We start from the raw sequence: 7519 nt of genomic DNA, 5'->3' as shown, positions 1-7519 counted from the left end.
GCACTCCTCGCGCTCACAGGACCCACCTTCCGTTCGCGACTGCGGGGCTCCGCTGCGCTGCACTCCTCGCGCTCACAGGGCCCCCCCGATCCGGAGCTGCACGGCGGCGACCCGCTGACGGATCCCGGTGGTGATGACGGCGGCGAAGGCGAGCGCGGCGAGCAGCAGCCCGACGGCGGTCAGCCCGACCGGTGACCAGGGCACGACGAAGACCGCCTCGGGCACCGGCCGGCCGGCGCCCGGGGTGAGGATCACCAGCGGCACCATGGTCGCCGCGACCACGGCGCCGACGAGCAGCCCGACCCCGACCCCGATGGCGGCCAGGAACGTCTGCTCGGCGAGGTATGCGCGACCCAGCAGCCGGGCGGTCGCGCCGAGCGTGTGGAACACCGCGAACTCGGTGAGCCGGCGCCGGGTGGTGGCCCAGACGTCCACGGCCAGGCCGACCAGGGCGAGCAGCACGGAACCGAGCGCGGCGGCGAGCAGCCCGGTGCGGGCGCCCCGCCAGTACGGGTCCCGGGCGGCTTCCTGCGCCACCTGCCGCCGGTCGTGCAGGACGGTGCCGTCCAGCCCGGCCAGCGCCTGCGCCGCGGCGGCGTGCCCGCCGGGGCCGGCCCGCAGCCACCACTCGGCGACCGACCGGACGGCGCCGCGTTGCTGCAGCACCTGGTTCGCGGCGGCGGGCAGGTCGACAAGCACGCCGTCGCCGTCGGCCCCGGGGATCGCGGCGACCTCGCCGGCCACCTTCGCCTCCAGCGTCACCTCGGACAGCGGCAGCGTGAACGTGTCGCCGGTGCCCACGCTCAGCGCTGCCGCAACCCCGGGCGTGATCAGCACCGGCACCGGCGGGGCGTCCCCGCGCGGCACCACGGCGAACCGGGACGGCGGCGTGCTCACGTACCGGAGCAGTCCCTCCGGCACGTCGAACCTCCGCACCACGTCCACCCCGGTCGGGGTGACCCGCGCGGCGCCGCGCGGGCCGTTCGCCGGGTCGATCACCCGCCAGGCGCCGTCCATCGGCAGCGGCAGCGCGGCGCCACCGGCGTCGGTGAGTCGCAGCCCGTCCAGGACCAGCCGGTAGGCGGAACCCACGACGTCCCCGCCGTCGGCCTCGAAACCGGCCAGCCGCAGTGGCGCCCCACCGCTGTCGGGAAGCGCGACGGAGAAGCGCGCCGGTTGCCCGTCCCCGCCGGCCTCGGCCAGGCGTAGCCGCCAGGCGGTGCCGGCGTCGGTGGTGAACAGTGCGCTCACGGTCACCGTGGGCGGCGTGAACGAGGTGTCGACCGGGGTGCGGACGGTGCCGGCCAGCGTCCGCGCTCCGGCCGGCAGGACGCCCCCGGTGGGCGCAGCCCGCGCGCCGACCAGGCGGGCCAGCAGTTCTGCGGTGGACGCCCCGCCCTCGGCGTCGTCGAGTCTGATCATGTCCGGTGCGGCGGCGGCGTCGAGCGCGACCGCGGTGGCGGATCGCGATTCCCGACCCAGGCGGAGGCCGTCCCGCCAGGCCGGCAGCACCCGATCCAGCCCGGGGACGGCGGCCAGCCGGTCGGCCCGGTCGTCGGGAGCGGTGCCGTCGCGCTCGGTCAGCCGCAGGTCGGTGCCGACCGTGTGCCACGCCTGGTCGCGCTGCGACTGCTCCCAGGAGGCGACCAGCGACCAGGCCAGCGTGCTGCCGCCGACGGCGAGCGCGAGCAGCAGCACCGGGCCGGCGTGCGGGCGGCGGCCGGCCTGCCACATGCCGAACATGGTGGCGTTCCACGGCCGCCGGTCGACGACGCGTTCCGCGAGCCGGGTGGCCGGTGGCAGCAGCCGCAACGCGATCACGGCACCGGCCAGCACACCGATGGTGGGCGCGGCGGCGAGCAGCGGGTCGATGCCGAGGCTGCCGTTCGCGCCGGCCAGCGGCGAGGAGTATTGCCGTAGCTGGGTCCAGGCGAGCACGGCCAGCGCCACCAGGGCCAGGTCGACGCTGGCGCGTTGCACCGCCGCGCCGCGGGTGGGGCGGGAGCGGGCCGCCATGTCCGCGACGTAGGTGCCGGCCCGGCGCAGGGCCGGCAGCACCATGGCGAGCAGGCAGCCGACCGCGGCGCCGACGGCGACCAGCCAGACCCGGGTGGCGCTGCCGTCGGTGAGCCGCAGGTCCGCACCGAGATGGCGGACCGCCTGCCCGGTCAGCGCCGGGGCCAGCAGCACGGCCGGCGCCACCACAAGCGTCGCCTCACGTACGGCGAGCCCGGCGAGCTGGCCGCGCGCGGCGCCCCGGGCCCGCAGCAGCGCGGTCTGCGCCCGCCGGTCCTCGTTGAGCAACGCGGCGACCAGCACCAGCGCGTACCCGCCGAGCACCACGATCAGCAGCAGCGGGGTGAGCAGGGCCGAGCGGCCCACCAGGTCGGCCCGCCCGAGCCGGTCGACCAGCCGGTCCAGGTGGCTGACCTGCTGGGCGGAGGAGTCCAGGCCGGTCGCCCCGGGCAGCCGGTCGGTGACGTCGGCCAGCGCGGCGGTGACGGCCGGCAGCCGGGCCGGCTCGACGCCGACCAGGTCCGGGGCGACCAGCCAGGCCGCCGAGACGGACCCCGGGAAGGTACGCGCGAAGTCGGCCGGGTCCAGCGCGAACGGCCCGTACGAGGTGCTCGCCGCGTCGCCCTGACTGTCGCCGACGCCCGGCGCGAGCCGCCAGTAGGTGTCGGCGGCGTCCCGGGGCCGCCAGGTGCCGGCGATCGTCACCGCGCCGCCCCGTTCGGCGGCCCGGTCGAAGAGCGGCACCCGCTCCCCGACCTCGAGGCCGAGCCGCGCGGCGACCTTCTCCGGGACCGTCACCTGCAACGGGTCGGCGCCGGGCACCGGCCACGTCCCGGCGGTCAACTCGGCGTGCGTGGGCAGGTCGTCCAGGGTGGCCAGGTTGGCGAACATCGGGTCGTCGTCGGTGCGGGCGGCGCCCACGTCGCCGGTCAGCTCCCGCCCGGTGCCGTACCGGGCGGCGGTCACGGCGACCGGCGCGCCACCGAGGCCGGCGGCGAACTGCGCCCGGACCGCCCGGTCCCGTTCGGCGAACGCGGTCGGGTCGGCGCCACCGGAGCCGCTGACCAGCAGGCTGCGTTCCTCGGCCGGGGCGGCGTCGAGCACCGCGCGGGCGCCCGCCTCCACCGCCCGCCGGTTGTAGTCGGAGAGCCCGGTGACCAGCCCGACCGCGACGAGCGCCGCGACCGCGGCGGCGAGCAGCAGCCCGCGGGCCTCGACCGCCCGCCTCCACACCAGCTTCATCCGACGTCCTCTCCTGGCCCGGGTGAGCCGATGACCAGGAAGACCCGCCAACCCCAGGAAAAGGTGCGCGCCCGTTACAAGATCGTTACCCCCTCCCCACCCACCCCTTCCTCCCTCGTCGATCCCCACCCAGGGACGGGCACCAAGCGGACACCAACGAGCCCCGACTTCGAGACCGACGGGTCAGGCGTTGTCGCTGTCAGGTGTCTCGCGGGCGGTCGCGGTCCTTGGAGGGCTGGACCCTCTTGGGTTCGCCCGGCATCTTCGGGTATTCCGGCGGGTAGGGCAGGTCGCCGAGGCCGTCGGCGGCGTCCCGCTCGGCCCATTCCAGCAGCGGGGTGATGTCCCACGGGGTGTCGTCGATGCCGGCGTGCGGGTCGCCCCGCTCGGCGAACCGGGCCGGCACCGTGCCCAGGTGGAAGTCGTCCGGGTCGACCCGGGTCAGCTCGTCCCAGTCGACCGGGGTGGAGACGGTGGCACGCGCGTTGGCCCGCAGCGAGTAGGCGCAGGCGATGGTGCGGTCCCGCGCGGTCTGGTTGAAGTCGACGAAGACCCGCCGCCCCCGCTCCTCCTTCCACCAGGCGGTGGTGACCAGCTCGGGTCGGCGCCGTTCCAGCGCCCGGGCCAGCGCGATGGTGGCCCGGCGCACCTCGACGAACGTCCAGCGCGGCTGGATGCGCAGGTAGACGTGCACACCCCGGCCGCCGGAGGTTTTCGGCCAGCCCGGCACGCCCAGCTCGTCGAGCAGCCCGCGCAGCTCGCCGGCGGCGGTGACCGCGTCGGTGAAGTCGGTGCCGGGCTGCGGGTCGAGGTCGATCCGCAGCTCGTCCGGGCGGTCGGTGTCGGCGGCGCGCACCGGCCAGGGGTGGAACACCACGGTGCCCATCTGCGCCGCCCAGGCCACGTGCGCCAGGTCGGCCGGGCAGAGCTCGTCGGCCTTGCGACCGCTGGGAAAGCTGATCTGGGCGGTGCGGATCCACGGGGGTACGCCGCGCGTCGGCACCCGCTTGGAGAAGAACATCTCCCCCTCGACGCCCTCGGGGAAGCGTTGCAGGGTGGTGGGCCGGTCGCGCAGGGCACGGGTGATGCCCTCGCCCACGGCGAGGTAGTAGTGGAAGACGTCCGCCTTGGTGAAGCCGCGCTGCGGGAAGATCACCCGGTCGGGGCTGCTGAGCCGCACGGCCCGCCCGCCGACCTCGATCTCCTCGACGGCGCTTCTGCTGCCCGCCATCAGGCGACCATATGCGATCAGACCGACAGCCGACGTACCGTGAAGCGGTGAGTCTTTCCGACAGCGAACTGCCCCGCACCGAGGACGAGTGGCGGGTCCGGCTGAGCCCCGAGGAGTTCCGGGTGCTCCGCGAGGCGGGCACCGAGGCGCCCTGGACCGGCGAGTACGTCGACACCAAGACGCCCGGCGTCTATCACTGCCGGGCCTGCGGGTTGGCACTGTTCCGCAGCGACGACAAGTTCGACTCGCACTGCGGCTGGCCCAGCTTCGACGACGCCATCCCGGGCGCGGTCAAGGAGATCCCCGACAACACGCTCGGCATGCGGCGGGTGGAGATCCGGTGCGCGCGCTGCGACAGCCACCTGGGGCACGTCTTCGAGGGCGAGCGGTTCACCCCCAAGGACACCCGGCACTGCGTCAACTCGATCTCGGTGCGGCTGGAGCCGAGCGCCGGCTGACGGTGCTAGAGGCGTAGCAGGCCGCCGGCCTCGTCCACGTGGTCGGCGGCCTCGTCGTCCAGCCACACCCCGCCGGTGGCGAGGTAGCGGAAGCGGTACTCCCCCGGGCCGAGCCGGACGGTGACGGTCCGGGTGCCGTCGCGGCGGGGCACCAGCTCGTGCCGGCCGGGCTCCCAACCGTTGAAGCAGCCGACCACGCTTACCGTGCCGCAGGGCACGTCGCGGGGCAGCGAGAAGGTCACCCGGGTCTGGGTGCCGAAGAGCTTGTTGCGCTTGATCACGGATCCTCCGGGGGTTGCTCGGCGGTCGTTACCAGGGTCAACGCACGACACGCCGGGAGCGACTCGCCGTCGGGCCGGACCAGGTTCGCCGGTTCCGGTTGCTCCGGCGTGTCCGGTGCACGACCCTGGGGATGACAGGTCCGTTTTCGGGGGGTTTCGCATGGCTACCTGCGAGGTTTGCGGTAACGACTACTGGATGGCGTTCGAGGTGCGCACGGTCGACGGGGCCCGGCACACGTTCGACTGTTTCGAGTGCGCGGTGCACAAGATGGCGCCGGTCTGCGAGCACTGCCAGGTCAAGATCGTCGGACATGGCGTGGAGGTCTCCGGCCGCTTCTTCTGCTGCGCCCACTGCGCCCGGGCGGTCGAGGGCGACCAGGGCGCGGCGATCCGCGACGCGGTCGGCGCCCGCCCCGCCTGAGCCCACCTCCGACCACCGGTTCGCCGAGGTGGCGGCGTCCGGGCGCCGCGAAGCCGCCATTTCGGCGAGGTGGTGTGCACACCCGGCCGGCGCCTGCCGCCTAGGCTGGCCCGGTGCCCGTCGAGTCCCACCTGGCCGGCTTCGCCGAGCTGGACACCCGCACGTTCCACGACCTGCTCCGGCTGCGCATCGACGTGTTCGTGGTCGAGCAGTCCTGCCCGTACCCGGAACTCGACGGCCGGGACGTCGAGCCCGGCACCCGCCACCTCTGGCTGACCCGCGACGACGCCGTCGTGGCGTACCTGCGGACCCTGGCCGACCCCGGCGGCGTGGCACGCATCGGCCGGGTGGTGGTGGCGCCGGCGGCCCGCGGAGCCGGGCTGGCCGGCGTGCTGATGGCCGACGCGCTCGCCGCGGTGGGTGACCGGCCGTGCGTGCTGGAGGCGCAGACGCATCTGGTCGGCTTCTACGCCGGGCACGGCTTCACGGTCAGCGGCCCGGGTTACGTCGAGGACGGCATCCCGCACACGCCGATGCGCCGGAATCCAAACTAATTGACGGGTGTCACTTTATGTGGCACCGTGCCATGGGAGCAACCACGCGGGAGAGGGCAACTCCCGACAGTCCGGGCATCGTGTACCGACACCTCACCCGGAGGCTTCCCATGTCCACTCCGTACCGCCGACGCGTACCGCTCGTGGCGGCGATCCTCGGCGTCTGCGCGGTCGTCGCGACGCTGCTCACCACTGCGTTGTCCGGCCCGGCCTCGGCGCACGGGTCGGTGGTCGACCCGGCCTCGCGCAACTACGGCTGCTGGCAGCGCTGGGGCGGTGACTTCCAGAACCCGGCGATGGCCACCCAGGACCCGATGTGCTGGCAGGCCTGGCAGGCCGACCCGAGCGCCATGTGGAACTGGAACGGGCTGTTCCGCGAGGGCGTGGCCGGCAACCACCAGGGCGCCATCCCGGACGGGCAGCTGTGCAGCGGCGGGCGCACCTCCAACGGCCGCTACAACGCCCTCGACACGGTCGGCGCCTGGAAGACCACGTCGATCGCCAACAACTTCCGGATCAAGCTGAACGACCAGGCCAGCCACGGCGCCGACTACATCCGGGTGTACGTGACCAAGCAGGGCTTCAACGCGCTCACCACGCCGCTGCGCTGGAGCGACCTGGAGCAGGTCGGCCAGATCGGCAACACCCCGGCCAGCCAGTGGACGCCCGAGACGTCGGGCGTGTCGATCCAGGTGCCGGCGAGCGCGCCGGGCCGCACCGGCCGGCACATCGTCTACACCATCTGGCAGGCCAGCCACCTGGACCAGTCCTACTACCTGTGCAGCGACGTGGACTTCGGCGGCGCCGGCCCGTCGCCGACGGCATCGCCGACCACCTCGCCGACCGCGTCCCCCACCACGTCGCCGACCGCCGGCCCGACCCCGACGTCCACGCCGCCGTCCACGCCGAACCCGGCCGGGGGCTGCACCGCCACCTACCAGATCACCGGCCAATGGAGCGGCGGCTTCCAGGCCGACGTGAAGGTGACGAACGGCAGCGGCTCGCCGATCCGTGGCTGGTCGGTGAGCTGGAACTACCAGAACGGCCAGCAGGTCAGCTCCGCGTGGAACGCCACCGTGACCACGAGCGGAACACTCGTCACGGCGCGCAACGTCGCCTACAACGGCGCGCTGTCACCGGGGGCCAGCACCTCGTTCGGCTTCACCGGCACGTCGACCGGGACCAACCCGGCACCCGGCATCCTGTCCTGCACCACGACCGCCTGACCACCCCGCCCGCCCTCGGGTAAGGAGGGGCCCCCTCTTAACACTCCGGTGTGAGAGGGGGCCCCTTCTCTACCGGAAGCGTTAAGCGGG

General features: G+C 74.3%; 7 protein-coding genes. 4 read left to right on the top strand and 3 right to left on the bottom strand.

Going from position 1 to position 7519, the window contains the following annotated elements:
- Positions 1 to 72 precede the first annotated feature (72 nt).
- Both AB0H28_RS25150 and ligD read right to left on the bottom strand, forming a co-directional pair.
- The gene (locus AB0H28_RS25150; protein WP_358044853.1) at positions 73 to 3258 is read right to left on the bottom strand and encodes an FtsX-like permease family protein; all 3186 of its coding nucleotides are present in this window, start codon (positions 3256 to 3258) and stop codon (positions 73 to 75) included.
- Between the two features lie 199 nt (positions 3259 to 3457).
- Positions 3458 to 4489 (bottom strand): non-homologous end-joining DNA ligase, encoded by a 1032-nt coding sequence (ligD, locus tag AB0H28_RS25145; protein WP_358044850.1) that lies wholly within the window; start codon positions 4487 to 4489, stop codon positions 3458 to 3460.
- Between the two features lie 47 nt (positions 4490 to 4536).
- Between ligD and msrB the strand changes: the two genes are divergently transcribed.
- Positions 4537 to 4947 carry a peptide-methionine (R)-S-oxide reductase MsrB gene (gene msrB / locus AB0H28_RS25140; protein WP_358044847.1) on the top strand — a complete coding sequence of 137 codons (411 nt, stop codon included), beginning with the start codon at positions 4537 to 4539 and terminating at the stop codon, positions 4945 to 4947.
- 5 nt (positions 4948 to 4952) lie between these two features.
- Here msrB and AB0H28_RS25135 read toward each other — a convergent pair whose 3' ends face one another.
- On the bottom strand, positions 4953 to 5228 hold the full coding sequence (locus tag AB0H28_RS25135; RefSeq protein WP_358044844.1) for an isoamylase early set domain-containing protein: 276 nt from the start codon (positions 5226 to 5228) through the stop codon (positions 4953 to 4955).
- Positions 5229 to 5388: 160 nt separating this feature from the next.
- Here AB0H28_RS25135 and AB0H28_RS25130 point away from each other — a divergent pair, with 160 nt between their 5' ends.
- The 3 genes from AB0H28_RS25130 to AB0H28_RS25120 all read left to right on the top strand — a co-directional run bounded on the left by AB0H28_RS25130 (position 5389) and on the right by AB0H28_RS25120 (position 7429).
- A complete protein-coding gene (locus tag AB0H28_RS25130) occupies positions 5389 to 5649 on the top strand; it encodes a Prokaryotic metallothionein (protein ID WP_358044842.1) in 261 nt (86 codons plus the stop codon).
- Positions 5650 to 5762: 113 nt separating this feature from the next.
- Entirely contained in the window at positions 5763 to 6203 is a 441-nt protein-coding gene (locus AB0H28_RS25125; protein ID WP_358044839.1) for a GNAT family N-acetyltransferase, read from the top strand.
- Between the two features lie 110 nt (positions 6204 to 6313).
- On the top strand, positions 6314 to 7429 hold the full coding sequence (locus AB0H28_RS25120; protein ID WP_358044836.1) for a lytic polysaccharide monooxygenase: 1116 nt from the start codon (positions 6314 to 6316) through the stop codon (positions 7427 to 7429).
- Positions 7430 to 7519: the final 90 nt, after the last annotated feature.

It is taken from the genome of Micromonospora sp. NPDC050980, assembly GCF_040653835.1.
GTDB lineage: Bacteria > Actinomycetota > Actinomycetes > Mycobacteriales > Micromonosporaceae > Micromonospora.
The sequence above is the reverse complement of the archived record's forward strand: the minus strand, read 5'-3'. Positions and strand labels throughout refer to the sequence as shown.